21 protein-coding genes and 7 tRNA genes are annotated in these 23,517 nt (G+C 61.4%); 19 read left to right on the forward strand and 9 right to left on the reverse strand.

The features are described from left to right. The first annotated feature begins 6 nt into the window (after positions 1–6). The 8 genes from H7R73_RS02290 (at position 7) to H7R73_RS02325 (ending at position 2,403) form a co-directional block, all read left to right on the forward strand. Entirely contained in the window at positions 7–1,254 is a 1,248-nt protein-coding gene (locus H7R73_RS02290) for an aspartate kinase (RefSeq protein WP_010672822.1), read from the forward strand. Positions 1,255–1,347: 93 nt separating this feature from the next. Then, entirely contained in the window at positions 1,348–1,536 is a 189-nt protein-coding gene (gene csrA / locus H7R73_RS02295; protein WP_005315760.1) for a carbon storage regulator CsrA, read from the forward strand. Between the two features lie 212 nt (positions 1,537–1,748). Continuing rightward, positions 1,749–1,841: transfer RNA gene (locus tag H7R73_RS02300), tRNA-Ser, on the forward strand. A 4-nt stretch (positions 1,842–1,845) separates the two neighbouring features. Further along, positions 1,846–1,922: transfer RNA gene (locus H7R73_RS02305), tRNA-Arg, on the forward strand. A 94-nt stretch (positions 1,923–2,016) separates the two neighbouring features. After that, positions 2,017–2,093 (forward strand) — tRNA-Arg (locus H7R73_RS02310). A gap of 25 nt (positions 2,094–2,118) precedes the next feature. Next, positions 2,119–2,195: transfer RNA gene (locus H7R73_RS02315), tRNA-Arg, on the forward strand. Between the two features lie 27 nt (positions 2,196–2,222). After that, positions 2,223–2,299 (forward strand) — tRNA-Arg (locus tag H7R73_RS02320). A 27-nt stretch (positions 2,300–2,326) separates the two neighbouring features. After that, positions 2,327–2,403 (forward strand) — tRNA-Arg (locus H7R73_RS02325). Between the two features lie 327 nt (positions 2,404–2,730). Here the strand turns inward: H7R73_RS02325 and pbpG are convergent. The 6 genes from pbpG to pepA all read right to left on the reverse strand — a co-directional run bounded on the left by pbpG (position 2,731) and on the right by pepA (position 10,933). Beyond that, positions 2,731–3,516, reverse strand: coding sequence for a D-alanyl-D-alanine endopeptidase (gene pbpG, locus H7R73_RS02330; RefSeq protein WP_372587724.1), 786 nt, complete (start codon positions 3,514–3,516; stop codon positions 2,731–2,733). Positions 3,517–3,694: 178 nt separating this feature from the next. Continuing rightward, positions 3,695–4,360 (reverse strand): DedA family protein, encoded by a 666-nt coding sequence (locus H7R73_RS02335; RefSeq protein WP_039040923.1) that lies wholly within the window; start codon positions 4,358–4,360, stop codon positions 3,695–3,697. Positions 4,361–4,378: 18 nt separating this feature from the next. After that, entirely contained in the window at positions 4,379–5,671 is a 1,293-nt protein-coding gene (locus tag H7R73_RS02340) for a hemolysin family protein (RefSeq protein WP_029313724.1), read from the reverse strand. 207 nt (positions 5,672–5,878) lie between these two features. Then, positions 5,879–8,731, reverse strand: a complete 2,853-nt coding sequence (locus tag H7R73_RS02345) for a valine--tRNA ligase (protein ID WP_158657360.1) — start codon at positions 8,729–8,731, stop codon at positions 5,879–5,881. Positions 8,732–8,796: 65 nt separating this feature from the next. Beyond that, positions 8,797–9,252: a DNA polymerase III subunit chi gene (locus tag H7R73_RS02350; protein ID WP_103260868.1), complete on the reverse strand. Its 456-nt coding sequence runs from the start codon at positions 9,250–9,252 to the stop codon at positions 8,797–8,799. Positions 9,253–9,421: 169 nt separating this feature from the next. After that, a complete protein-coding gene (gene pepA / locus H7R73_RS02355; protein WP_010672960.1) occupies positions 9,422–10,933 on the reverse strand; it encodes a leucyl aminopeptidase in 1,512 nt (503 codons plus the stop codon). 172 nt (positions 10,934–11,105) lie between these two features. Here pepA and lptF point away from each other — a divergent pair, with 172 nt between their 5' ends. Together lptF and lptG are read left to right on the forward strand one after the other, a co-directional pair. Further along, positions 11,106–12,218: an LPS export ABC transporter permease LptF gene (lptF, locus tag H7R73_RS02360; RefSeq protein WP_029313726.1), complete on the forward strand. Its 1,113-nt coding sequence runs from the start codon at positions 11,106–11,108 to the stop codon at positions 12,216–12,218. A gap of 25 nt (positions 12,219–12,243) precedes the next feature. Next, complete coding sequence (lptG, locus tag H7R73_RS02365) at positions 12,244–13,314, forward strand: LPS export ABC transporter permease LptG (RefSeq protein ID WP_041210919.1); 1,071 nt, start codon at positions 12,244–12,246, stop codon at positions 13,312–13,314. A gap of 144 nt (positions 13,315–13,458) precedes the next feature. Here the strand turns inward: lptG and H7R73_RS02370 are convergent, their stop codons facing one another. After that, on the reverse strand, positions 13,459–13,971 hold the full coding sequence (locus H7R73_RS02370) for an RDD family protein (protein ID WP_161470421.1): 513 nt from the start codon (positions 13,969–13,971) through the stop codon (positions 13,459–13,461). A gap of 143 nt (positions 13,972–14,114) precedes the next feature. Here H7R73_RS02370 and H7R73_RS02375 point away from each other — a divergent pair. Further along, a tRNA-Leu gene (locus H7R73_RS02375) sits at positions 14,115–14,199 on the forward strand. Positions 14,200–14,360: 161 nt separating this feature from the next. Here H7R73_RS02375 and H7R73_RS02380 read toward each other — a convergent pair. Then, the gene (locus tag H7R73_RS02380) at positions 14,361–14,729 is read right to left on the reverse strand and encodes a VOC family protein (protein WP_045523149.1); all 369 of its coding nucleotides are present in this window, start codon (positions 14,727–14,729) and stop codon (positions 14,361–14,363) included. Between the two features lie 532 nt (positions 14,730–15,261). On the opposite strand from H7R73_RS02380, the gene amt reads away from it, so the two are divergent. The 4 genes from amt to H7R73_RS02400 all read left to right on the forward strand — a co-directional run bounded on the left by amt (position 15,262) and on the right by H7R73_RS02400 (position 19,146). Next, positions 15,262–16,689: an ammonium transporter gene (gene amt, locus H7R73_RS02385; RefSeq protein ID WP_010673021.1), complete on the forward strand. Its 1,428-nt coding sequence runs from the start codon at positions 15,262–15,264 to the stop codon at positions 16,687–16,689. 231 nt (positions 16,690–16,920) lie between these two features. Next, positions 16,921–18,273, forward strand: coding sequence for a 23S rRNA (uracil(1939)-C(5))-methyltransferase RlmD (rlmD, locus tag H7R73_RS02390; RefSeq protein WP_103260866.1), 1,353 nt, complete (start codon positions 16,921–16,923; stop codon positions 18,271–18,273). A 111-nt stretch (positions 18,274–18,384) separates the two neighbouring features. Then, a complete protein-coding gene (locus H7R73_RS02395) occupies positions 18,385–18,894 on the forward strand; it encodes a GNAT family N-acetyltransferase (protein WP_182951719.1) in 510 nt (169 codons plus the stop codon). Positions 18,895–18,975: 81 nt separating this feature from the next. Continuing rightward, the gene (locus H7R73_RS02400; RefSeq protein WP_164882685.1) at positions 18,976–19,146 is read left to right on the forward strand and encodes a DUF5363 family protein; all 171 of its coding nucleotides are present in this window, start codon (positions 18,976–18,978) and stop codon (positions 19,144–19,146) included. Here H7R73_RS02400 and tppF read toward each other — a convergent pair. After that, positions 19,115–19,729: a type IVa pilus pseudopilin TppF gene (tppF, locus tag H7R73_RS02405; RefSeq protein ID WP_029313748.1), complete on the reverse strand. Its 615-nt coding sequence runs from the start codon at positions 19,727–19,729 to the stop codon at positions 19,115–19,117. The genes H7R73_RS02400 and tppF overlap by 32 nt on opposite strands. Before the next feature lie 40 nt (positions 19,730–19,769). On the opposite strand from tppF, the gene H7R73_RS02410 reads away from it, so the two are divergent. The 4 genes from H7R73_RS02410 to deoC all read left to right on the forward strand — a co-directional run bounded on the left by H7R73_RS02410 (position 19,770) and on the right by deoC (position 23,501). Further along, positions 19,770–20,558, forward strand: coding sequence for a TatD family hydrolase (locus H7R73_RS02410; protein ID WP_041214451.1), 789 nt, complete (start codon positions 19,770–19,772; stop codon positions 20,556–20,558). 213 nt (positions 20,559–20,771) lie between these two features. Continuing rightward, positions 20,772–22,046 (forward strand): NupC/NupG family nucleoside CNT transporter, encoded by a 1,275-nt coding sequence (locus H7R73_RS02415; RefSeq protein ID WP_010673026.1) that lies wholly within the window; start codon positions 20,772–20,774, stop codon positions 22,044–22,046. A 123-nt stretch (positions 22,047–22,169) separates the two neighbouring features. Beyond that, positions 22,170–22,340 carry a XapX domain-containing protein gene (locus H7R73_RS02420; protein ID WP_010673027.1) on the forward strand — a complete coding sequence of 57 codons (171 nt, stop codon included), beginning with the start codon at positions 22,170–22,172 and terminating at the stop codon, positions 22,338–22,340. 387 nt (positions 22,341–22,727) lie between these two features. Further along, positions 22,728–23,501, forward strand: a complete 774-nt coding sequence (deoC, locus tag H7R73_RS02425) for a deoxyribose-phosphate aldolase (protein ID WP_103260864.1) — start codon at positions 22,728–22,730, stop codon at positions 23,499–23,501. Positions 23,502–23,517 lie beyond the last annotated feature (16 nt).

Consider the following 23,517-nt stretch of genomic DNA (forward strand, 5'->3'; position numbering starts at 1 on the left):
TGATCTGTGGCACTCTATGTACAGAAGTACGGTGGCACCTCGGTCGGCACGCTGGAGCGGATCGAGGCAGTTGCTGAGCGGGTTCAACTGACCCGTGCCCAGGGACATGACGTGGTGGTGGTGGTCTCCGCCATGTCGGGCGAAACCAACCGGTTGCTGGGCATGGCCCAGCAGCTGGACCAGGATGCCAACCGGCGCGAGATGGATGTGCTGATCTCCACCGGTGAGCAGGTCACCATTGCGCTGCTGGCGATTGCGCTCAACAAGCGCGGTTGCCCCGCAGTCTCGATGACCGGTGATCAGGTCCGCATCCACACCGACTCCGCCTATGGCAAGGCGCGCATCACCCGTATCGACACCGAGCAGGTGGAAGCCGCACTCGGTGCCGGCAAGGTGGTGGTGATCGCCGGTTTCCAGGGGCGCGATGAGCACAATGCCATCACGACACTGGGCCGAGGGGGTTCGGATACCACCGCGGTGGCCGTGGCTGCGGCCATCAAGGCCGATGAGTGCCAGATCTTTACCGATGTGGACGGGGTGTATACCACGGATCCGCGCATCGAGCCCAAGGCGCGTCGCCTCGATACCATCACCTTCGAGGAGATGCTCGAGATGGCGAGTCTCGGAGCCAAGGTGTTGCAGATCCGTTCGGTCGAGTTCGCGGGCAAGTACCGCGTGCCGCTAAGGGTGCTGTCGAGTTTTGTCGACGGAGAGGGAACCTTAATCACATATGGAGGTGAGAGGATGGAAGCACCCCTGGTATCCGGCATTGCGTTCAATCGCAACGAGGCCAGCCTGACCATTCTGGGTGTGCCGGACAGGCCGACCGTGGCCGCGCAGATCCTGAATCCGATCAGCGACGCCAACATAGATGTCGACATGATAGTGCAGAACACCATGGGGGATGGTACCGCCGACTTCACCTTCACGGTGAATCGCGATGATTATCGCCGGGCCCGCGCCTTGCTGGAGGAGACCGCCAGCGAGCTGGGGGCCGCCTGCGTGCAGGGCAACGGAGAGATCGCCAAGGTCTCCATCGTCGGGGTCGGCATGTGGAATCATCCTGGTGTAGCGCGCACCATGTTCAAGGTATTGGGTGAGGAAGGGATCAACATGCAGCTGATCTCCACCTCTGAAATCAAGATATCCGTGGTGATTGACGAGAAGTACCTGGAGCTGGCCGTGCGTTCGTTGCACTCTGCGTTCGGGTTGGATCAAGAGCCTCATGAGCAGCCCTTGGGAAACAATCCCTGATTGATTTAGTTTCAACCATTTACCATATCGGTATCTTTGTAAGATAATGGCGCATATCGATATAAATACAAAACAGGATACAGGAGCAAGCGAATGCTTATTTTGACTCGTCGTGTAGGGGAAACCCTGATGATTGGTGACGAAGTAACCGTTACCGTACTGGGCGTAAAAGGGAACCAGGTTCGTATCGGTGTGAATGCACCGAAAGAGGTTTCCGTACACCGCGAAGAGATCTACATGCGGATACAGGCCGAGAAAGTCCCGGGCCAACCGAATTTCTAAGCCATTTCATGGCTGCCTGAAGGCGACATCCCGGATGTCGCCTTTTGTTTTTCAGGGGCCTGCAAATCGGCCTGCAGAGCGCGAAACTACTGGGTAAGTGTCGATATTGCTTGAATATTCCACTCTTTGGCCAAATGCTGAGCGAACGCTCTGTTTTCTCCAAAAAAGTGTTTGACTAAAAATCCCTGTGAAGTATTATCAGCCCCGCAAACGGAGAGGTGGCCGAGAGGCTGAAGGCGCTCCCCTGCTAAGGGAGTATGCGGCTTATACCCGCATCGGGGGTTCGAATCCCCCCTTCTCCGCCATTTTGCGCCCGTAGCTCAGCTGGATAGAGTACCTGGCTACGAACCAGGTGGTCAGAGGTTCGAATCCTCTCGGGCGCACCATATTTGACTCTTGGAGTCATGTGTTGACCATCAGCAAGTCGGCACTAAAGAAGGCTTACTGTTGAGTAAGCTTTTTTTATCGTTTGAAAACAGGGCGCCCGTAGCTCAGCTGGATAGAGTACCTGGCTACGAACCAGGTGGTCAGAGGTTCGAATCCTCTCGGGCGCACCATTTCAAGCAATACAATGATTTATGAGCGCCCGTAGCTCAGCTGGATAGAGTACCTGGCTACGAACCAGGTGGTCAGAGGTTCGAATCCTCTCGGGCGCACCATGTTTCAAGCAGTGCAACAATTTATGAGCGCCCGTAGCTCAGCTGGATAGAGTACCTGGCTACGAACCAGGTGGTCAGAGGTTCGAATCCTCTCGGGCGCACCATATTTCAAGCAGTGCAACAAGTTGTGAGCGCCCGTAGCTCAGCTGGATAGAGTACCTGGCTACGAACCAGGTGGTCAGAGGTTCGAATCCTCTCGGGCGCACCATACAGACAGCCTCGACGTCAGTCGGGGCTGTTTTTTTATGGGCGATTTCCTCCTCCCCATCATGGGGTTGTCTCTCTCGTGTCCTTCTCCCTGACGCCCCCACGGGGGACGGTTCCCCCCGGCTGCACGTGCCTCCGGGTCACCACTCTCGACGTATCTTGTCTGGCAGGCTGCTGACACATCCCGTGGCCGTGCCTGTGGACCTGGGTGCCCTTACCATAACGCACTATGCTGTGCGGGGCTGGCGCCCTCTGGCGGCCTGCTGAGGCGTTTGGCGGGCAATAAAAAAGGATGCCGCGGCATCCTTTCATGTCTTCGTTGAGAGAATCAGCTTTTCAGCCACTTGCGGATGCGGTTGGCATCCCCGACAGGGGTGCGTTTGCCCACCGAGTTGAGCAGTACGATGGCGAGCTCCTGACGATCCGGTTTGGCACGCATCAGCAGGCAGCGGCCCGCTTCGTCGGTATAGCCTGTCTTGGAGAGGCGTACATCCCAGTCCGGGTTCTTCACCAGCGGGTTGGTATTGTTGAACATCAGGCTGTAGGCCGGCTTGCGAAAGCGCATCTCCCTGCTGGTGTCCTGGGTGAATTCACGGATCAGCGGCTGTCGATAGGCCGCAGAGAGGAGCTTGGCCAGATCCTGGGCGGTGGAGACGTTGCGGGTGGAGAGACCGGTGGAGTCATAGTAGCGGGTGTTGCGCATGCCGAGCTGTCTGGCCTTGTTGTTCATGGCGCGGATGAAGGCCTGGCGACCCCCCGGGTAGTGGCGGGCAAGCGCCGAGGCCATGCGGTTCTCGGAGGACATCAGCGCCAGATGCAGGGCGTCGCGGCGGCTGACCTGGGTGCCCATGCGCACCCGTGAATAGGTGTGCTTGATGTTGTCCCTGTCGTTCTGATCGATGGTCAGGGTCTGATTGAGGTTCTGGCGGGCATCCAGCACCACCAGCGCCGTCATCAGCTTGGTGAGAGAGGCGATGGGGCGCACCCGGGTGGGGTTTTTCTGATACAGGGTCTTGCCGGTGTTGACGTCCATCACCAGGGCACTGCCCGATTTGAGCTGCAGCTTGGCCGGGTCGGGGGTCGCCAGGGCTGTCTGCGAACCCAGCAGTCCCATCAATCCACCTACCAGCGCGATTGCGCGAATCCAACACCCCATACAACCAACTCCATCCACAGCGAAAAAAGGCGCTAGATTCACTCATTTTTGCCCCTGCTTTACAAGAGCGAGCAGGGGGAATTCGCCACTATTTTCCATAAAAAAGGGCCGCCTGTGGGCGACCCTGTGGTTTGTCTCACTCTCTGGAGACGCCGGGCTTGCGTCTGCTCCACCAGCGCCAGACCAGAGCGATGAGGCCGCCCACCAGCAGCACGACCGGCAGGTAGATAATGACGCTGAGAAATTGGGACTCATACTGCGCGGCCAGCTTGGTGTGGCTCAGGTAGTAACCCAGCCCGACCAGGGGGCAGATCCACATGATGGAGCTGATCAGGTTGACCACCAGGAAGCGCCCCTGGGGGATCTCGTTGGCGCCGACGATATAGGGGTAGGCGGTACGCACGAAGGCGATGTAGCGGGCGGTGATCAGGGTGATGATGCCGTACTTGTTGAGCAGGTAGTGCACCTTCTCCTTGTGCTTGTCATCGAGATGGGACATCAGCCTGTGATACATCCGGGTGTGGCCGAGGAAACGCCCCTGCATGTAGCCAAGCCAGGTACCGACGAAGGTCGCCATGATCAGCAGCGGGACCACTGCCATCGGCAACACCCCCTGATAGATCAGCACGCCGGTCAGGATCAGCAGGGTATCCCCTGGCAGGAAGGCGGTGGGGATAAAGCCATTCTCGAGCACCAGGAAGGTCAGCAGGACGACATAGACCATGAAGACCATCTTGGGATCAGAGAGTGTCGCCAGATCCTGATGCATAAAGGCGTGAGCCAGGTGGTAAAACTGCTCCATACATGCAAACTCCGCAGGTTAGCTGGGTTGGTCGGTCAAGGGCATGGCAAGCACCTTGTCGATGCGCAGGCCGTCCATATCCACGATTTCCAGTTGCCACTGTTCCAGGGTGACCAGGTCTCCGGTCTGGGGAAGGCGGCCAAGGAGCAGCATGATAAGCCCTCCAAGGGTGTGATAGTGATGTTTTTCTTCTTCCGGCAGACGAACCAGCTCCAGACAGTCCTTCAATTCTGGCAGCGGAATGAGGCCGTCGAGCAGCCAGCTGCCGTCGGCGCGCTGGAAGGCCCAGTTGTCTTCCCCATCTTCCTGCTGGAAGTCGCCGGCCAGGGTTTCCAGCAGATCCTGCTGGGTGACCAGCCCCTGCAGCTCGCCATATTCGTCCACCACCAGCACCATGTGCTCGGAGTGGGTACGGAAGTGGTTGAGCAGCTCCAGGCCGTTGAGGGTCTCCGGCAGCAGGCTGCCGTCCTGGGTCAGCGCCGCCAGATCGATGGGCTCTCCCTTGATGTAGGCGTGCAGCACCTTGCTGACGTTGAGGATGCCGACGAGATCCGACAGGCTGCCGTCACAGACAGGGAAGAAGCTGTGGCGATACTCCACCAGACGTTGGAGGTTCACTTCCAGCGGCAGTGACAGGTCCAGATAGCGGATGTCGCTGCGCGGCACCATCAGGGAGGCCAGGCTGCGTTCGTCGAGGCGGAACACGTTGCGCAACATAGTGTGCTCATGGTCCTCAATCACCCCCGCTTCGGAGCCCTCCACCAGCATGGCGTGGATCTCCTCCTGAGTGACGTTGTTGCTGCTGCGCTGATCGACCCGCAGCAGCCGCAGGCTGGCGTTGGTGGAGGCGGAGAGCAACCAGACGAAGGGACGGGTCAGGGTCGCCAGCCAGAGCATGGGGCGGGCTACCAGACAGGCAATGCGCTCGGCGCTGAGCTGTCCGAGGCGTTTGGGCACGAGCTCCCCTACCACGATGGAGAGATAGGTGACCAGCACGACCACGATGACGGTGGCGAGCAGGCTGCTGCTCTTGGGGGAGAGCCCCCACTCCTGCAGCCAGAGAGCGAAGGGCTGGGCCAGCAGGGACTCGCCATAGATACCGTTGAGCAGGCCGATGCTGGTGATGCCGATCTGCACGGCGGAGAGGAAATGGGTCGGATCTTCCCCGAGCTTGAGGGCGATGGCGGCGGAGCGGCTCCCTTCGCTCGCCATTTTGGCGAGGCGTGCCTTGCGTGCCGTCACGATGGCGATTTCCGACATGGCGAAGACGCCATTGAGCAAAATCAATCCAAACAGGATCAATATTTCCATACTGCAGCAGCACTCCCGATAGAAAAGACCGCTGGCAGTGTAATGAATTTGCGGGCTCTGCGCTTGTGAAAGGAGGTGATTTGGCTCGTGAATTTTTGAATATCGTCCCGGCGGGAGGGATAAAACTGCGGGGCAGGAGAGGGAGAACTGAACCCCTGACATGAAAAAGCCCCCGATAAACGGGGGCTTGTCATGTTGCGCTGTGGCTTAGAGCGCGGCGATCTCGGCCTGCTGGGCTTCCAGCTTGGTCAGCTGGAGACGGTAATCTTCCAGCTTCTCGCGCTCCTTGATGATGACCGCTTCCGGCGCCTTGGCGACGAAGGCTTCGTTGCCGAGCTTGCCTTCGATGCGGCCGCACTCGCCCACCAGACGGGCCACCTCTTTGGCCAGACGGGCCAGCTCGGCTTCCTTGTCGATGAGACCGGCCATGGGGATCATCAGCTCGGTGGCACCGATCAATTTCTTGACCGACAGCGGGGCGGTTTCACCTGCGCCAAGTACGCGGATGGATTCCAGACGGGCCAGCGACTTGAGGAAGGCCTCGTTGTCAGCGGCGCGCTGGGCATCCTTGGCATCGCACTGGAGCAGCACGTTGAGGGGCACGCTCGGGGCCACGTTCATCTCGGCGCGGATGTTGCGGATGCTGACGATGAACTCCTTCACCCACTCCTGATCCGCCATCGCGGCGTCGTCCACCTTGGCTGCGTCGAATTCCGGGAAAGCCTGAATCATGATGGTGTCGGCGTGTACGCCGGCCAGCGGGGCGACCGATTTCCAGATGGTTTCGGTGATGAACGGGATGATCGGGTGTGCCAGGCGCAGCAGGGTCTCGAGGACACTGACGAGGGTGTGGCGGGCAGCGCGCTGCTCGGCCTCGGAGCCCTTGGTCAGTACCGGCTTGGTCAGCTCCAGATACCAGTCACAGAACTGGTTCCAGATAAATTCGTACAAGACGCCTGCAGCGATGTCGAAGCGGTAGGTATCGAGGGCGGTGCGGAAGTCACGGATGGCCACTTGCAGCTGGGACTGGATCCAGCGATCCGCCAGGCTGAACTGCATCTCGCCACCGGCAAAGCCGCAATCCTGATCTTCGGTGTTCATCAGCACATAGCGGGAGGCGTTCCACAGCTTGTTGCAGAAGTTGTTGTAGCCATCCAGGCGCTTCATGTCCCAGTTGATGTCACGACCGGTAGAGGCCAGCGCCGCCAGGGTGAAGCGCAGGGCGTCGGTGCCGTGGGCATTGATCCCTTCCGGGAACTGCTTGGCGGTGCGCTTGGCGATCTTCTCGGCCATCTGCGGCTGCATCATGTTGCCGGTGCGCTTCTCCAGCAGGTCTTCCAGGGAGATGCCATCGATCATGTCGAGGGGGTCCAGCACGTTGCCCTTGGACTTGGACATCTTCTGGCCTTCTTCGTCACGGATGAGGCCGGTGATATAGACGGTCTTGAACGGGACTTGCGGCTGGCCGTTCTCGTCCTTGATGAAGTGCATGGTCATCATGATCATCCGGGCAATCCAGAAGAAGATGATGTCGAAGCCGCTCATCAGCACGTCGGTCGGGTGGAAGGTCTTGAGCGCCTCGGTGTTGTTCGGCCAGCCCAGGGTGGAGAAGGTCCACAGGGCGGAGCTGAACCAGGTGTCGAGCACGTCTTCGTCCTGACGCAGCACGGTCACGGACGGGATGCTGTGCTTGGCGCGCACTTCCTCTTCGTTGCGGCCCACGTAGACGTTGCCGGCATCGTCATACCAGGCCGGGATGCGGTGACCCCACCACAGCTGACGGGAGACGCACCAGTCCTGAATGTCGCGCATCCAGGAGAAGTACATGTTTTCGTACTGCTTCGGCACGAACTGGATGCGGCCATCTTCCACCGCCTCGATGGCGGTCTTGGCCATGGGGGCCACGCGCACGTACCACTGGTCGGTCAGCATGGGCTCGATGGGCACGCCGCCGCGATCGCCGTAAGGCTGTTGCAGCACGTGATCCTTGATCTCGGCCAGGAGGCCCAGCTCGTCCAGCTTGGCGACGATGGCCTTGCGGGCGGCGAAGCGCTCCATCCCGGCGAACTCGGTCGGCAGGGCGGCGTCATAGGCGGAGCTCGGGTTGCCATTGGTATCGACCACTTCGGCCTCGGCACGCACGTGGGCGTCCAGGGTGAAGATGTTGATCATCGGCAGGTTGTGGCGCTTGCCCACTTCGTTGTCGTTGAAGTCGTGGGCCGGGGTGATCTTCACGCAGCCGGTGCCCTTCTCCATGTCGGCGTGTTCGTCGGCAACGATGGGGATCAGACGGTTCACCAGCGGCAGCAGGATGTGCTGGCCGATCAGCGCCTTGTAGCGCGGGTCTTCCGGGTTCACGGCCACGGCGGTATCACCCAGCATGGTTTCCGGACGGGTGGTGGCGACGATCAGGTGATCCTGGCCTTCGGCGGTCTTGGCGCCGTTGGCCAGCGGGTAGCGAAGGTGCCACATGTGGCCCTTGATCTCGCGGTTTTCCACTTCCAGGTCGGAGATGGCGGTGTTGAGCTTGGGATCCCAGTTCACCAGACGCTTGCCGCGGTACATCAGGCCGTCTTCGTACAGGCGCACGAACACTTCCTGGACGGCGGCGGAGAGGCCCTCATCCATGGTGAAGCGCTCGCGCTCCCAGTCCACGGAGTCACCCAGACGGCGCATCTGACGGGTGATGGTGCCACCGGACTCTTCCTTCCACTGCCAGATCTTGTCGATGAAGGCTTCCCGGCCGTAATCGTGGCGGGTCTTGCCCTCTTCTGCGGCGATCTTGCGCTCAACCACCATCTGGGTGGCGATACCGGCGTGGTCGGTACCCGCCTGCCACAGGGTGTTCTTGCCCTGCATGCGGTTGTAGCGGATCAGGGTGTCCATCAGGGTCTGCTGGAAGGCGTGACCCATGTGCAGGCTGCCGGTGACGTTCGGCGGCGGGATCATGATGCAGAAGGAGTCTTTGCTGGTGTCGCCGTGGGGCTTGAAGTAACCCTGGGCTTCCCAGTGCTGATAGAGCGCCTGTTCGATGGCGTTGTGATTAAAAGTCTTTTCCATGGTCTCGCCGTATTCTGGATGGATGGAGTCTGGTGTTGATTCGTCGTGGATCGAGGGTGGCACAGTCAGGGCTGCGCCGGATCCGGTGCGGCAAGGACGGGCTGATCCCTCATCTCGAGGGTATGGCCCGCCTGGCGATAGTGCTTGTAGCGCTCGCGGGCTTGCTGCTTTTGCGTTTCGTCAGTGGGGACAAAATCTACCACTTGAGCGAAGTGTCCTGCAAACAAAGGTGTCTGCCGGGCCAGGTTGATGAGGCAGGCATAGCGCCGCCGTGGCGGCTGATGGCCTATCTCCACCAGAGCCTGACCGCTCTCCCCCTGCAACTGGTGCGGCACGAAGCGATCGGGCGGCAACTGCCACAACAGCTCGTCCAGACGCAGGGCCTGGGCCTCGTCCTCGCACAGCAGATAGAGGTGGCCTGCGCTCCAGCCATCGGCCGCAAGTTGGCAGGCGAGGCGCTCGACGGCGGAGGCATCCGCATCATCGGGCTGGCTCATCAGGTAAAAGGTCACTTGGCTCATCAGGTCGGTCCCGTTTGGCTGTGACGGACAGCGATTGGCCGTCTTCGGGAGCCGCGTCTGGCACGGACTTCCCGGATTCTCTCAATGAAACAAGGAAGAGGCAGGCCTCTTCCTTGTGATACAGGGTAACGCCTTCTCGCATCGCTCTTCGAGTCGATGGGGAAGGGGATTACTCCTTGTCTTCGACGTCCGCCACGCCGGCCCGGTTGAGCAGGAACTGGGTCAGCAGGGGCACAGGACGGCCGGTGGAGCCCTTCTCCTTGCCGCTCTTCCAAGCGGTTCCTGCGATATCCAGGTGGGCCCAGTTGTACTTCTTGGTGAAGCGCGACAGGAAGGCGGCGGCGGTGATGGTACCGGCCGGACGGCCACCGATGTTGGCCATGTCCGCGAACGGGCTCTCCAGCTGCTCCTGATACTCGTCGAACAGGGGCAGGCGCCAGGCGCGATCGCCGGCCTGTTCGGAGGCGTTGAGCAGCTCGTGGGCCAGGGGGTTGTGGTTCGCCAAGAGGCCAGAGGTATGGTGGCCAAGGGCGATGATGCAGGCACCGGTCAGGGTCGCCACGTCGATCACGGTCTCGGGATCGTAGCGGTCCACATAGGTGAGGGCATCGCACAGCACCAGGCGGCCTTCGGCGTCGGTGTTGAGCACCTCGACGGTCTGGCCGGACATGGTAGTGAGGATGTCACCGGGGCGGTAGGCGTTGCCCCCCGGCATGTTCTCGCAGCCCGCCAGCACGCCGATGACGTTGATGGGCAGCTGCAACTGGGCCAGGGCGTGCATGGTGCCGAGCACGGAGGCGGCGCCACCCATGTCGTACTTCATCTCGTCCATGCCGTCTGCCGGCTTGATGGAGATGCCGCCGGAGTCGAAGGTCAGCCCCTTGCCTACCAGCACGATGGGCTTGGCGTCGGCGTTGCCCTTGTACTCGATGATGGCCATCATGGCTTCGTTCTCGGAGCCGCGGGCCACTGCGAGGTAGGAGTTCATGCCGAGCTCGGCCATCTCCTGCTCCCCCACCACCCTGGTGGTGATGTTGTCATAGGCATCCGCCAGACGGCGGGCCTGGGAGGCGAGGTAGGCGGGATTGCAGACGTTGGGCGGCATGTTCGCCACGTCGCGGCAGATGCGCACCCCTTTCGCCACGGCCAGGCCGTGGTTGATGGCGCGCTCGCCTATGGTCAGTTCCCGACGCGTCGGCACGTTGAAGACCAGCTTGCGCAACGGACGGCGCGGTTCGGCCTTGTTGGTCTTGAACTGATCGAAGCTGTAGAGGCCCGCCTTGGTGGTTTCCACCGCCTGACGCACCTTCCAGTAGGTATCCCGACCCTTGACGTGCAGCTCGGTCAGGAAGCAGACCGCTTCCATGGAGCCGGTTTCGTTCAGGGTGGTGATGGTCTTGTTGATGATCTGCTTGTACTGGCGCTCGTCGAGTTCGCGCTCCTTGCCGCACCCGACCAGCAGTACGCGCTCGCTGAGCACGCCCGGTACTTGATGCAGCAGCAGCATCTGGCCCGGTTTCCCTTCCAGGTCGCCACGGCGCAGCAGCGAGCTGAGGTAGCCGTCGCTGATCTTGTCCAGCTGTTCGGCAACCGGAGAGAGGCGGCGGGGCTCAAAAACGCCGACCACGACGCAGGCACTGCGTTGCTTCTCAGGACTGCCACTCTTTACACTGAACTCCATGGAATCTCCTACATCCTAAAGACAAAAGGCACCATTTATTGAATAATGCGGTGCTTGTTGGGGTATCAGAGGCGGAGCGAACAGTCACAGGCTCCGCAGTTCAAACTGGTAAAAATCCAATATAGGGCCCTATTTTTCAGGCATTCGACTAAAAACACAAGTTTACTTGGGAATGACTGTGATCGTTTTCCGATATTTGTTCAGGGAGACCCTGAAAACCCAGCTGGCGGTGCTGTTCGTGCTGCTGCTTATCTTCGTCAGCCAGCAATTTATCCAGATCATTGGCGATGCCGCCGATGGTGAGGTGCCGACGCGCCTGGTATCCACCCTCCTGCTGCTCAACCTGCCGAATATGGCGTTGTTGATGCTGCCTATCAGTCTGTTTTTAGCCATTCTGTTTGCTCACGGCCGTTTGTACGCTGAAAGCGAAATGACGGTGATGCACGCGGTGGGTTTCAGTCACCGTTTCATCATGGGCAGCGCCCTGGTGCTGGCCTTGCTGACCGCCGCCGTCGCGGCGTTCAACACAGGCTGGGTCGCCCCCCAGGCCAAGGAGCGGGAGTACCAGGTGATCGACGAGTTCAAGGCCGATCCCGGTATCTCTTTCCTGCAGGCCGGCCGCTTCATGGAGCTCGACAAGGGGCGCCTGGTGGCCTACATCCAGGATCTGAACGACAAGGGGTCGGAGTTGCAGAAAATCTTCGTGCTGCAACGGGCCGAGGGTGGCTCACCCCCGTCAGTGGTGGTGGCCAACGAGGGGCAGGTGACCGCCGACAGCAACGGCTTGCAGTGGCTGACCCTGAAGGATGGCTCGCGCTACGAGGGGCATTTCACCGGCAAGCAGTTCCAGGTCTCGGAGTTCCGTGAATACAGCCTGGTGATCCGCCAGCAGGAGATGGAGCGATCCAACCGCAAGGCGGCGGCCAAGCCGACCCTGGCATTGCTCGGTACCCAGGACAACCAGCTGATGGCCGAATTGCAGTGGCGCCTGTCGCTGCCCCTCTCCATCCTGGTGCTCACCTTCCTGGTGGTGCCGATGGCGCGGGTCAATCCCCGTCAGGGGCGTTACGCCAAGCTGCTGCCGGCCATCCTGCTCTATCTCTCCTATTTCCTGCTGCTCAGCGCCGCCCGGTCGGCCATCGACAGCGGGCGTCTGCCCCACTGGCCCGGGATGTTCCTGGTGCCCCTGGTCTATCTGCTGCTGATAGGGTTGCCTCTCAACCTGCAGGGCACCAGCTGGTGGAACGGGGTCAAAGGGCAATTGTTCAAGAGAAAGTCAGCGTGATGCTGCAACCTGGGAGTCTCTGCTGATGTTCGGCATTCTCGATAGATACATAGGCAGGGTCATCTTCATGTCGATCCTGCTGTGCGAGCTGACCCTGGTCGGGCTCGCCGCGCTCATCAAGTACGTGGAGCAGTTGAAGGCGGTCGGGGAAGGCAACTACGACATGCTCAACGCCCTCTACTACGTGCTGCTCTCCATGCCCAAGGAGGCGGTGCTCTTCTTCCCCCTGGCGGCCCTGCTCGGTGGCCTCATCGGTCTGGGCCAGCTCGCGACCAGCTCCGAGCTGGTGGTGATGCAGGCGGCGGGACGCTCCAAGATCAGCATCGTCATGGCGGCGCTCAAGACCGCCATTCCCCTGATGCTGCTGGTGGGGCTGATGGGAGAGTACGTCGCACCGGCCGCCAAGCGGATGGCGGATGACATCAAGGCGGGTGCCATGTCGGAAGGGCGACTCACGGTCTCGGCCTACGGGGTCTGGGCACGGGATGGCAACAACTTCGTCAACATCAACGGGGTGCGCAACGATGGCGCCCTGACCGGCATCACCCTCTACCGCTTCACTCCGTCCCGCAACCTGATCGACGTGGTGCAGGCGAAGGAGGGGGTGTTCGAGGATCACCACTGGCTGCTGAAGCAGGTGCACATCACCCGGTTTGACGATCCCACCCGGATCCAGGACGAACAGCATGCCCAGATGGCCTGGCAATCCGAGCTGACCCCCAAGCAGCTCGGGGTGGTCAGCATCGATCCCGAGAACCTGCCCATCTCGGGGCTGCGGGACTACATCGGTTATCTGGATGCCAACAAGCAGGATGCCGGACGCTACAAGCTGGAGATGTGGCGCAAGCTGCTCTCACCGCTCTCCGTGGTGGCCATGATACTGCTCGCCTCCTCCTTCATCTTCGGCCCGCTGCGCTCGGTGAGCATGGGGGCGCGGATGCTGATGGGGATCATGACCGGCTTCGCGGTCTATGTGAGCGACAGGGTGTTCGGCCCGGTCAGCCTGGTCTATGCGGTCCCGCCCATCCTCGCGGCCATCGCACCCAGCCTGCTGTTTGGCGGCATCTCCTTCTATATCCTGAGCCGCAAGCAGTAGCGGCCTGAAGGACGGCGGGTTGCTGACAACAGGCGGCCATTGCTCTCGATGCACCGTTTCCGTCAAGGTTCTGGGCTGCAAGCCGTCAGTTCTGGTCAACAAAAAGGGCACCTCGGGGTGCCCTTTTTCGTTGCCGCCTTGGGATCAGCGATTGAGCTGCTCCAGGTTTTCCGCCTTGCCAAGCACCACCACCTCGCACTCGGCCCAGATGTCCTGGAAGGCGCGGGGGCGGGCGCGATTGAACACACACAGCAGGTTGCCCAGGCCAAAGGCCGAGGTAGCGAGCCGGATCAGGGCCTGGGTGACGCGAATGTTGCTGCCGTCCAGGTTCTGGATGCGCAGGCGCCAGGCCCGCATGCCGATGGTCTGGCCGGCGCGGACCCAGAACCAGGTGTAGAAACCGCAGATGACGAAGGCCAGCCAGGCGCTGTAGAGGGGGCTGGTGAGCAGCCAGGCGGCATCCTTGCCCTCGGGGACGTGCGCCATGCCGGTGGCCAGCAGCAGGTGGGCCACCCCCATGCCGATGAAGCCGGCGATGATCAGCAGGGCAATCACCACCAGATAGTCATAGAGCAGGGCGCCGAGACGGCGCAGCAGACCGGCAGACGGATGCCGGGGAGCAGGCTGGAGAGGGGAGGGGGTCTTGCGCTTGGCCATGATGATTATTCCATTAATATGATGCGGGCATTCTATGTAACTGGCCTGGCATCGGCAAGGCGTTGAATAAATGAGCAAACAACGGTGGGGGCAAGAAAAACACCTTGCATGGCCAAGCGCCATTCGTATAATCCCTCGCAGCTGCCCGGGTGGCGAAATCGGTAGACGCAGCGGATTCAAAATCCGCCGTAGCAATACGTGTCGGTTCGAGTCCGACCCCGGGCACCATCAGATTCCATGACAAAAGGCCATCCTCGCGGATGGCCTTTTGTTTTTCCGGGCGGTGCTAAGAGGTGTACCCACAGACCCTCAGACCCTCAGACCCTCAGACCCTCAGACCTTCAGACCCACAGGCTGTCAGGCCATCAACCTCTCGGACTGCCATCCCCTCAGTCGATATTCTGCGCGATACGCCACAGCACGCCTGAGGGGTCGTACAGACAGAACTCCTTCATGCGCCACGGCTGGGTGACGAGCTCCGTGACCCGGACGCCGTAGCGGGCGGCGACCTGGCTCGCCTCCACTTGGGCCTGCCAGGCGGCCACGTCCTCCACCAGGAGGTGCATCATGAGCTGCTCGGCCAGCCCCGGGGGGTTGCCATCCTGCAGCAGGAAGCTTGCGTTGCCGAGATGAAAATAGGCCACGCCGTCGCCATCGGAGGCCAGGGTAAAGCCGAGATCCTGATAGAACTGCTTTGACAGTGTGAAATCCCGGGCAGGCACGAAGGCCTTGATTTCGGTCACGTTGAGATTGGGCATGGGCTCCTCGCGGCGCTGGGAACAGGGGAAGATGGCTTGCCAGTATGACCGGGCATTTCGGGGCAGGCCAGACGAATGGCGCGAGTTTGCACTCTTATCGTGCTTGTGCCCCTCGGGTGGGGGGATATTGGCCGTCAGCCTCATTTGATTTCACCATGGTATGGCCCATTTCATTTATTTCATAAATACCTTAGCGGGATAGGTGAGCCTGCCAAGGTGACATCACCACGGGTTCGCCCCGTCATTGTGAGGTGGTTGGGTCATCCTGGTGCATTTTCCCGGCAATGCACAGCCAAAGTGCGATTTTCCCCCTGTAACCGGGCATCGTGCGCCAAGATGGTGCGTGTTGAATATGATAAAAACATAACACCATGAAATAAAAGGATTATTTTTCTTGGCCTGCTTTATGCTTTCCCATGTCATGTCGCCATGATGTCTCCGTGAGCCACACAGGTGCGGTGGGCAGGTGGCCAGGTTGGAAATGCATATCAGGAAATGGACCCGGATGCCGGGACGACAAGGAGAGGGCTGTATGTTCAAGAGACTCGTAATGACTGGCCTGCTGGCGCTGGCCGCCACCATGGCCGCCCCGGGCTGGGCCGAAGAGGTGGCCGCGCAGGCCGATGTGGTACAGGCGGCCGCGACCGTGACCATCAACAAGGGGGACAATACCTGGCTGATGGTGGCAGCGGCCCTGGTGATCCTGATGTCCGTGCCGGGCCTCGCCCTCTTTTACGGCGGCCTGGTGCGCGCCAAGAACATGCTGAGCGTGCTGATGCAGGTGTTCACCCTGTTCTGCCTCATCACCGTCCTCTGGGTGGTCTACGGCTACTCCCTGGCCTTCACCGAGGGCGGCGCCTTCTACGGCTCCTTCGACAAGGTGCTGTTGATGGGGGTGACGCCGGATTCCATCGCCGCCACCTTCAGCAAGGGGGTCGGGATCAGCGAGTTCATCTACGTGGTGTTCCAGGGTGCCTTTGCCGCCATCACCTGCGGGCTCATCGTCGGCGGCTTTGCCGAGCGGATGAAGTTCTCGGCGGTGCTGCTGTTCGCGGTGATCTGGTTCACCTTCGCCTATATCCCGATGGCGCACATGGTGTGGTACTGGGCGGGTCCGGATGCCTACACGGATGCGGCCGCCGCCGAAGCGGCCGGTGCCACCGCAGGCTATCTGTTCCAGCACGGCGCTCTGGACTTCGCCGGCGGCACCGTGGTGCACATCAACGCCGCGGTGGCCGGTCTGGTTGGGGCCTTCATGGTGGGCAAACGGGTTGGCTATGGCCGTGACCCCATGACCCCCCACAGCCTGACCATGACCATGATCGGTGCCGCCCTGCTGTGGTTCGGCTGGTTCGGCTTCAACGCCGGCTCCTCCCTCGAAGCCAACGGCACGGCGGCCCTGGCCTTCGCCAACACCTGGATCGCACCGGCCGCTGCCGCCCTCTCCTGGACCTTCGCCGAGTGGGCGATGAAGGGCCGTCCCTCCCTGCTTGGCGCTGTCTCCGGTGCGGTGGCGGGCCTGGTCGCCATCACCCCTGCCGCCGGTTTCGTCGGTGTGGGGGGCGCCCTCATCATCGGCCTGCTCAGCGGTGTGGCCGGTCTGTGGGGCGTGCACGGTCTCAAGCGTCTGCTGGGGGCCGATGACAGCCTGGACGTGTTCGGCCTGCACGGGGTGTGCGGGATCCTGGGTGCCGTGCTGACCGGGGTGTTCGCCAGCCCGGATCTGGGCGGCACCGGGGTGTGGGACTATGTGACCAACCAGGTGGCCGAGGGATACTCCATCCTGGCCCAGGTCAAGGTACAGGTCATCGGCGTGGGGGTGACCGTGGTCTGGACCGCCCTGGTCTCGGCCGTGGCCTACAAGCTGGTGGACCTGCTGATCGGTCTGCGGGTGAAGGAAGATGCCGAGCGCGAAGGGCTGGACGTGACCAGCCACGGCGAGAAAGCCTACAGCCATTGATCCTGCTGCCATGAATGTCATACCGCCGGCCCCGTCCGGCGGTTTTTTTATTGGGGCGGACTGGCCAGGCTGCCCGGACCGGGCCGCTGGTGGCCGGGGTCGCTATTTGTGTTTGCGGGGTCTTTTATGCCTGCATTTTGGGCGGATCTCCGCTAAACTCTGCCACCCTTTATTCGGGGTCGCCGGGTCTGCCCCGTCGTCACCCTCTCTTTCATGCCTTCGGAGCCGCTCATGCCGTTAGTGGGACACCAACATCAGATCGATATTCTGGAACTGACCGACAAGGGGGATGGCAAGGGTCGCCTGTTCGATCGCCCCCTGTTTGTCGAGGGTCTGCTGCCCGGTGAGCAGGCGCTGGTCGAGTTGACCGAGGTCAAACCGAACTACCTGCACGGCAAGCTGGTCGAGCTGACCCAGCCCTCTGCCGATCGGGTGGCCGATTTTTGCCCCAACACCGAGTGCGGTGGCTGCCAGGTGCGCCCGCTGGCCTATCCGGCCCAGCTTGCCCTCAAGCAGAGCCTGGTGCAGAGCGCACTGGAGCAGGTCGGGCTGGGTGAGGCCGTGGTCAACCCCATCCTCGGCATGGAGACGCCGTTTGCCTATCGCAACAAGGCCCAGTACGCGGTGCGCGGTTGTGACGAGGGCGCCGAGATCGGCTTCTACCGCAAGCACTCCCATGACCTCATCACCGCCGATGATTGCGCGGTGCAGGACTCGCTGCACGTGGAGCTCAACGCCCGGGTACGCAACTGGATGCGCGAGCACGACATCGCGGCCTATGACGAGGTGGCCCATACCGGCTGCGTGCGCAACCTGATGACCCGCAAGGGCTTCAAGAGCGGCGAGCTGATGGTGGTGCTGGTGACCCTGGGCGAAGCGCTGCCGTTCGAAGCCGAGCTGCTGGCGGCCCTGGCGGATCTGCCGGTCACTACCCTGGTGCAGAACATCAACGAGGCGCGTACCAACCGCATCCTGGGTGACAAGAACCGGGTGCTGCTGGGCAGCGGGGTGATCCGCGACAAGATCCACGAGCTCGAATTCGAGATCTCGCCCCTCTCCTTCTTCCAGAACAACCCGAGCCAGACCGACGTGCTCTACTCCAAGGCGCTGGAGTATTGCGAGCTGACCGGCAGCGAGACGGTGTTCGACATCTATTGCGGCATCGGCACCATCTCCCTGTTCTTGGCAGGCAAGGCCGCCAAGGTGGTGGGGATTGAGTCGGTGGAGAGCGCCATCAGCGACGCCCGTCGCAATGCGGCCCTCAACGGCATCGAGCAGACCGAGTTCCACGTGGGCAAGGCGGAGCAGCTGATGCCTGCCCTGCATGCCGACGGGGTGAGTGCCGACGTGGTGGTGATGGATCCGCCCCGCAAGGGCTGTGACAAGGCGGTATTGCAGACCCTGGTGGCCATGGCGCCGCGCCGTCTGGTCTATGTCTCCTGCAACCCCCAGACCCTGGCCCGGGATCTCGCCTGGCTGGTCAAGCAGGGCTTCGTGCTGGACGAGGTGCAGCCGGTGGACATGTTCCCGCACTCCATGCACGTGGAAGCGGTTGCTCGCCTGAGCCTGCCAGCGAAAGCCTGATCGGGCCGAGGGCGTGGCGTTAGCCAGATGGCTCTGATAAAAACGACTCCTGAGGGAGTCGTTTTTTTATGGTCGTGGTCGGCAGAACCACCAGGCAGGGAGGTCGGCGTGATGATTCGTATGGCAGGGGTGGAGGATGCGGCGGCGCTGGACAGCTTCTTCGGGCAACTGGACAGGGAGACCCGCTTCATGCTGTATGAAGCGGGAGAGCGCCCCTCGGACATAGCGGGGCAGCGCAGGCGGCTCGAGGCCATGGCCGCGGCCCCCAATCAGGCCATGTGGCTGCTGGATCTGGCGGGGGAGGTGCAAGGGTTTGCCGCGCTCCTTGGTGGCGGCCTGGCACGCAACCGCCACTGCGCCCTGGTGGTGATGGGGCTGCGTTCGGGGGCGCGCGGGCAGGGATGGGGTGAACGGTTGCTGCGTACCCTGATCGCGGCCGCGAGGGATCTCGGTATCCACCGGCTGGAGCTGGGAGTGATGGCCCACAACGAGGTGGCCCACGCCTTGTATCGCAAGTGCGGGTTCGTGGAGGAAGGGATGAGACGGCAGGCCTATCGGCTGGACGAGGGCTATGTGGACGAGATTTCCATGGGGCTGCTGCTGCCGCTGGACAGGCCATGACGCCGCTGGCCCCGAGATGCTGGTCTGGGGAGTTGGATTGGGGCAGGCTTGTGGGGAAACCATCAAGACAAGGAGGCGCCCATGAAGGGGATATTGCTGCGTTGGCTGGCTCGCTACGATGCCTGGTGCCAGGAGTGGGGACTCACACCGGAGAACCGGCGCTGCTGCGCGCCGGTACGCCATGATGAAGAGGAGAAGCGCCCGGAGAAGGGCGACGACCTCACTGGAACTGGCGGGTCACGGCGCCAGTGACGCTGTTGTAGTCGAACGAGAGCCCATCGGGGTATGCCGGGAAGCGGCCCACGGAGCTGCGCAGGGTATAGCGGCAGTTGTCGTGACGAAGGGCGCCGTCAGCCTGAGCGTCTGCCGGGATGAGCCGGGAGATGTAGTCACTGTCTGAATCCTGGTGCAACTCATCGGCCACCGTCAGATCGGTATCGAGCAGGGCGCCAAACAGGCTCTCGCAGTCGTCCCGGCTGCTGACGGAGATCTGATCGCTGTCGCCACCGGGGAAGACGGTATCGGGCCCCTGACCTCCCTGGTCCTCCTTGGTGCCAACCGGCCAGCCATGGCTGTTGATGTCGAGATCCTGCCTGCCCATGCCGCTAAAGTTGTAGAGTGCCAGGGGCTCCCCCTTCACCTTGACCGCCCAGCCGGCGTGGGCGAGCCGGGCGGCACTGGCAAAGCTGCCCGCCGTGGCCGAGACGCTGCTCTTGAGCCCGTCGTCCTGGATGTTGATGAAGCGGGGCAGGGCGGTCACGGCCAGGATCCCCAGCACGATGATGACCAGCACCAGTTCTATCAGGGTAAAGCCTCGGGAAACGTGTGTTGGCATGGAATGAACCCATTGAGTACGACAGACAGGTAAGCGCGACATGGAATTGATAGACACCCACTGCCACCTCGATTTTCCGGTCTTTGACGCCGATAGGGAGGCGCTGCTGACCCGGTGGCGCCAGCTGGGGGTGGGCGAGTATATCATCCCCGCCGTGGGAGAGGAAAACTGGGGGCGGGTGATGGCGCTGGCCGGACGCCACGACGACATCCGCTATGGCCTGGGGATCCATCCCTGGTATGTGGGCAAGCAGCCCCGGGATGCACTGACCCGGCTGGAGACCCTGCTGGCGAGTCGGCCCCGTGGGCTGGTGGCCGTGGGGGAGTGCGGGCTGGATCTGCGCTCCCATGTGCCGCAGGAGGGGCAGGTCGAGATGTTCGAGGCGCAGGTGCGACTGGCCATGGCGCATGAGCTGCCCCTCATCGTCCACTCGGTGCGTGCCAACGACACGGTCGCCAAGATCCTGCGGCGCTTCACTCCGCCACAAGGAGGGGTCATTCACGCCTTCAGCGGCTCCCTGCATCAGGCGGAGGTGTTCTGGCAACTGGGTTTCAGGCTGGGGATCGGGGGGGTCATCAGCTATGAGCGCGCCAACAAGACCCGGGAGGCGATACGCCAGATGCCGCTGGAGGCCTTGCTGCTGGAAACCGACGCTCCCGACATGCCGCTGCAAGGCCAGCAGGGAGAGGTGAACACGCCGGCCAGCCTGCCGACCATAGCCCGCTTGTTGGCACAATTGCGGCAGCAACCGCTGGAGGATGTTATTTCGGTGTTACATGACTCCACCCGGCGGCTGTTCCCCCCAGGAAATCATGAAATTAACATTTGATTATCAAATGATGACCGAGTGATAAAAAACAGGGCCCATAAAAATCGTTTGCGGTCTAATTAAACGATGTTCAGGCCGTTTGTGGCTTATAAAATGTGACCAGTATTCTATTTTGTCGCACCGTAATTAGTATAATGCGCACCCTTGATTAGCGGCTTCAATACACAAATCGTTAACAAGCTGGCAGGTGCTACTAAAGAGGAAGTGTTAATAATGAATCTGATAATGGGTCTGGTAGGGATGGCGACGCTCATCCTTATTGCGGTGCTGTTCTCCAGCAACCGCAAGGCAATCAAAATTCGTACCGTAGGTGGCGCCTTTGCCATCCAGGCCGGTCTGGGGGCCTTCGTGCTCTACGTGCCGGTCGGTCGTGACATCCTGGTAGGCGTGTCCGACGCCGTCTCCAGCGTCATCGGTTATGGCCAGAACGGCATCGAATTCCTGTTCGGTGGTCTGGTTGGCAACAAGATGTTCGAAGTGTTCGGTGGCGGTGGCTTCGTCTTCGCCTTCCGCGTCCTGCCCGTCATCATCTTCTTCTCTTCCCTGATCGCGGTACTCTACTACCTCGGCATCATGCAGTGGGTGATCAAGCTGCTGGGCGGCGGTCTGCAGAAGGTGCTGGGCACCTCCCGTACCGAATCCCTCTCCGCCACTGCCAACATCTTCGTCGGTCAGACCGAAGCCCCGCTGGTGGTACGTCCCTTCATCTCCAAGATGACCGACTCCGAGCTGTTTGCCGTCATGTGTGGTGGTCTGGCTTCCGTTGCCGGCTCCGTACTGGCCGGTTACGCCTCCATGGGCGTCAAGATGGAATACCTGATCGCCGCCTCCTTCATGGCTGCCCCGGGTGGTCTGCTGTTCGCCAAGCTGCTGGTACCGGAAACCGAGACCCCGAGCTACGACGAGAACACCGCAGAAGGTGAGCTGGACGACAAGCCTGCCAACGTGATCGATGCCGCTGCCGCCGGAGCCTCCGCCGGTCTGCAACTGGCCCTGAACGTGGGTGCCATGCTGCTGGCCTTCATCGGCCTCATCGCCATGATCAACGGCATCTTCTCCGGTGTGGGCGGCTGGTTCGGTTACCCGCAACTCTCCCTGGAGCTGCTGCTGGGCTGGCTGTTCTCCCCGCTGGCCTTCCTGATCGGCGTGCCCTGGAGCGAAGCGGTCGTGGCCGGTTCCTTCATCGGTCAGAAGCTGGTGGTCAACGAGTTCGTGGCTTACCTGAACTTCGCCCCCTACCTGAAGGATGAAGTACTGATCAACGGTGTGGCCATGTCCGAGCACACCAAGGCGATCATCTCCTTCGCCCTGTGCGGCTTCGCCAACCTGTCCTCCGTCGCCATCCTGCTGGGTGGTCTGGGCTCCATGGCACCGAACCGTCGCGGCACCATCGCCAAGTTCGGTCTGAAGGCCGTGCTGGCAGGTTCCCTGTCCAACCTGATGTCTGCGACCATCGCAGGCTTCTTCCTGGCGCTGTCCGGCATGTAACATCGCCTGACTGACAGGATAAAGACGAACGCCACAGCGATTTGCTGTGGCGTTCTCGTTTGGGGTGGTGACAACCGTTTTCCTGTCAAGACTAATAATAAAGTGAGTCAAATCGGAGGTTCTATGAATGAAGTGCTACTGGCTATGGCGGCCGGCTTTATCGTTGGGGTGTTGTTTTCTTTCCTCAAGTTGCCGATACCGGCGCCGCCCGTCCTCTCCGGCGTCATGGGGATCGTGGGGGTCTATCTGGGGGGCATTGCCTACTCCTGGATCCTGACCCGCTTCTTCTCTTAAGCGCCTGCCAGCGCTGGATTTGCCGGGTGTGAGGTACCTCTGAAATTGGCAAATCCGGCTTGCAAACACGGGGTATCTCGGCTGAAATAGGCGATGCCAGCAGGGTGCTGGCATTGACTAATGCCCGGTGAATCCGGGTGTTGGCGGTCAAATGGAATTGATTGGGAAGTCGGGTCTGCGTAGTCGGCCTTTCTCAAGTCTTCATGGAACCAAGTCCGCACTTTTGTAAGAAAGTGACAGGGCTCTTGCCTTATTTGCAGCCGTATTGCCTGTGCATTTGCGCTGCAATTCCATATCCCGTTGCTCCGGGAACGTCTCTGCCGACCCTTGGTGTTCGGTGAAGCCGATCGCGGGTGATGGGGCTTAACAAGACTTTGGAGACATAGCATGACTGATCTGAAAGTGGCCGCCCAACGCGCCCTGAACCTGATGGACCTGACCACCCTGAACGATGACGACACCGATCAGAAGGTGATCGACCTGTGCCACAAGGCCAAGTCTCCGGCCGGCCTGACCGCCGCCGTCTGCATCTACCCCCGTTTCATCCCCATCGCGCGCAAGACCCTGCGTGACATCGGCGCCGCCGACGTGCGCATCGCGACCGTGACCAACTTCCCCCACGGCAACGACGACATCGAGATCGCCGTGGCCGAGACCCGTGCCGCCGTGGCCTACGGTGCCGACGAGGTTGACGTGGTCTTCCCGTACCGCGCCTTCATGGCCGGCAATGAACAGGTCGGCTTCGATCTGGTCAAAGCATGTAAGGAAGCCTGCGGCGCCAAGGTACTGCTGAAAGTGATCATCGAGACCGGCGAGTTGAAGGATGAGGCGCTGATCCGTCGCGCCTCCGAGATCTCCATCGACGCCGGTGCCGATTTCATCAAGACCTCCACCGGCAAGGTGCCGGTGAACGCGACCCCTGAAGCGGCCCGCATCATGATGGAAGTGATCAAGGCCAAGAACCCGAAAGTGGGCTTCAAGCCGGCTGGTGGCGTGAAAGACGCCGCCGTGGCGGGTCAGTATCTGGCCATGGCCGAAGAGATCCTGGGCAAGGACTGGGTATCCGCCCGCACCTTCCGTTTCGGTGCCTCCAGTCTGCTGGCCAGCCTGCTGGCGACCCTGGGGCATGGCGACAAGCCTGCCAATACCAGCGGTTACTAAGCGGCGGCAGGGGGCG

The sequence above is a fragment of the Aeromonas sp. WP2-W18-CRE-05 genome (genome assembly GCF_014168615.1).
Lineage (GTDB): Bacteria > Pseudomonadota > Gammaproteobacteria > Enterobacterales > Aeromonadaceae > Aeromonas > Aeromonas caviae.

What these genes read in the sequence shown, in the direction of transcription:
- csrA (WP_005315760.1), top strand. Translation starts at nt 1,348, where the DNA reads ATGCTTATTTTGACTCGTCGTGTAGGGGAAACCCTGATGATTGGTGAC.
- pbpG (WP_372587724.1), bottom strand. Translation starts at nt 3,516, where the DNA reads ATGGGACTGCTGGGTTCGCAGACAGCCCTGGCGACCCCCGACCCGGCC.
- H7R73_RS02335 (WP_039040923.1), bottom strand. Translation starts at nt 4,360, where the DNA reads ATGGAGCAGTTTTACCACCTGGCTCACGCCTTTATGCATCAGGATCTG.
- H7R73_RS02340 (WP_029313724.1), bottom strand. Translation starts at nt 5,671, where the DNA reads ATGGAAATATTGATCCTGTTTGGATTGATTTTGCTCAATGGCGTCTTC.
- H7R73_RS02345 (WP_158657360.1), bottom strand. Translation starts at nt 8,731, where the DNA reads ATGGAAAAGACTTTTAATCACAACGCCATCGAACAGGCGCTCTATCAG.
- H7R73_RS02350 (WP_103260868.1), bottom strand. Translation starts at nt 9,252, where the DNA reads ATGAGCCAAGTGACCTTTTACCTGATGAGCCAGCCCGATGATGCGGAT.
- pepA (WP_010672960.1), bottom strand. Translation starts at nt 10,933, where the DNA reads ATGGAGTTCAGTGTAAAGAGTGGCAGTCCTGAGAAGCAACGCAGTGCC.
- lptF (WP_029313726.1), top strand. Translation starts at nt 11,106, where the DNA reads ATGACTGTGATCGTTTTCCGATATTTGTTCAGGGAGACCCTGAAAACC.
- lptG (WP_041210919.1), top strand. Translation starts at nt 12,244, where the DNA reads ATGTTCGGCATTCTCGATAGATACATAGGCAGGGTCATCTTCATGTCG.
- H7R73_RS02370 (WP_161470421.1), bottom strand. Translation starts at nt 13,971, where the DNA reads ATGGCCAAGCGCAAGACCCCCTCCCCTCTCCAGCCTGCTCCCCGGCAT.
- H7R73_RS02380 (WP_045523149.1), bottom strand. Translation starts at nt 14,729, where the DNA reads ATGCCCAATCTCAACGTGACCGAAATCAAGGCCTTCGTGCCTGCCCGG.
- amt (WP_010673021.1), top strand. Translation starts at nt 15,262, where the DNA reads ATGTTCAAGAGACTCGTAATGACTGGCCTGCTGGCGCTGGCCGCCACC.
- rlmD (WP_103260866.1), top strand. Translation starts at nt 16,921, where the DNA reads ATGCCGTTAGTGGGACACCAACATCAGATCGATATTCTGGAACTGACC.
- H7R73_RS02395 (WP_182951719.1), top strand. Translation starts at nt 18,385, where the DNA reads ATGATTCGTATGGCAGGGGTGGAGGATGCGGCGGCGCTGGACAGCTTC.
- H7R73_RS02400 (WP_164882685.1), top strand. Translation starts at nt 18,976, where the DNA reads ATGAAGGGGATATTGCTGCGTTGGCTGGCTCGCTACGATGCCTGGTGC.
- tppF (WP_029313748.1), bottom strand. Translation starts at nt 19,729, where the DNA reads ATGCCAACACACGTTTCCCGAGGCTTTACCCTGATAGAACTGGTGCTG.
- H7R73_RS02410 (WP_041214451.1), top strand. Translation starts at nt 19,770, where the DNA reads ATGGAATTGATAGACACCCACTGCCACCTCGATTTTCCGGTCTTTGAC.
- H7R73_RS02415 (WP_010673026.1), top strand. Translation starts at nt 20,772, where the DNA reads ATGAATCTGATAATGGGTCTGGTAGGGATGGCGACGCTCATCCTTATT.
- H7R73_RS02420 (WP_010673027.1), top strand. Translation starts at nt 22,170, where the DNA reads ATGAATGAAGTGCTACTGGCTATGGCGGCCGGCTTTATCGTTGGGGTG.
- deoC (WP_103260864.1), top strand. Translation starts at nt 22,728, where the DNA reads ATGACTGATCTGAAAGTGGCCGCCCAACGCGCCCTGAACCTGATGGAC.